General features: G+C 29.3%; 1 protein-coding gene. It reads left to right on the top strand.

All coding sequences use genetic code 11. The features are described 5' to 3' along the window. The first annotated feature begins 310 nt into the window (after positions 1 to 310). Complete coding sequence (locus K1I67_RS09695) at positions 311 to 613, top strand: hypothetical protein (protein WP_223339747.1); 303 nt, start codon at positions 311 to 313, stop codon at positions 611 to 613. Positions 614 to 843 lie beyond the last annotated feature (230 nt).

Here is an 843-nt window from a genome sequence, read left to right as displayed (position 1 = left end):
TCTATACTGTTTTTTGCAACTCTAGTATATCAGATGAACATGTCTTTTGTGTTGCACTTCATTTTACAACAGGGCCATAATATCAATCTTTTTGAATTCCTGACATTATGCGTTTTATGATTTTAAAGACAGTTTGCCTCATTCCTTTTACAAAACGAAAAAGCCATTCTTTACAGATGGTTTTCTAGCAACCGAATCGGTACGCACTTTTTTAAGTTGGGTACGGACAAAGTCTTATTTTAACTTGCTGTATTGTTTCGAATAGTTCCAAAACTTATTTTTTGTATGATTATATCAGAATATTTTAAAAATGAAAGGGATTTCTATGGAAAATGATGTGTTTTTTGATTATTATTTAAAATCACTTAGGTTTTATTTTGACGATAGGTGTAAGGATATTGGATTTATAGAGTTTTTCAAAGATGAAAATAATTGTTTTATTACTATAGAGGATTATGTTTTGGAATCATTTGTAATATTGTCAAATATTTTGAGTGAGGATAGGATTGTGTTTTCTTGTGGAATTATTTATAGTAAGGGGGTAGTTACTGGAGTAGAAGTATGTATGAATGTAGTAGAGTTAGAAAAATTAAATCATTTGTATAAGATATAGTTTTGAAGAATATTAAAGAACATAAGGGAAACTGTCTATATAGGATGTGTGGAATTGATAGTACCAATGTTTCCTAGTTTTAGAGCTGTCTTGTTTCGAATAGTTCCAAAATACTTCTCAAACTAAATATATAAAAAAACCCTAACACTTCTCTGTACTGACCCCAAAAAGTTAGACAAATAATTATTGAAAGGATTTAGTTCTGTACTGCACAGGACTAAGTCCTTTTA

Source organism: Streptococcus infantis, from assembly GCF_019929575.1.
Taxonomy (GTDB): domain Bacteria; phylum Bacillota; class Bacilli; order Lactobacillales; family Streptococcaceae; genus Streptococcus; species Streptococcus infantis_L.
The sequence above is the reverse complement of the archived record's forward strand: the minus strand, read 5'-3'. Positions and strand labels throughout refer to the sequence as shown.

Excerpts from the sequence above, each read along its gene's own strand:
- K1I67_RS09695 (WP_223339747.1), top strand. The coding sequence starts at position 311 with ATGAAAGGGATTTCTATGGAAAATGATGTGTTTTTTGATTATTATTTA.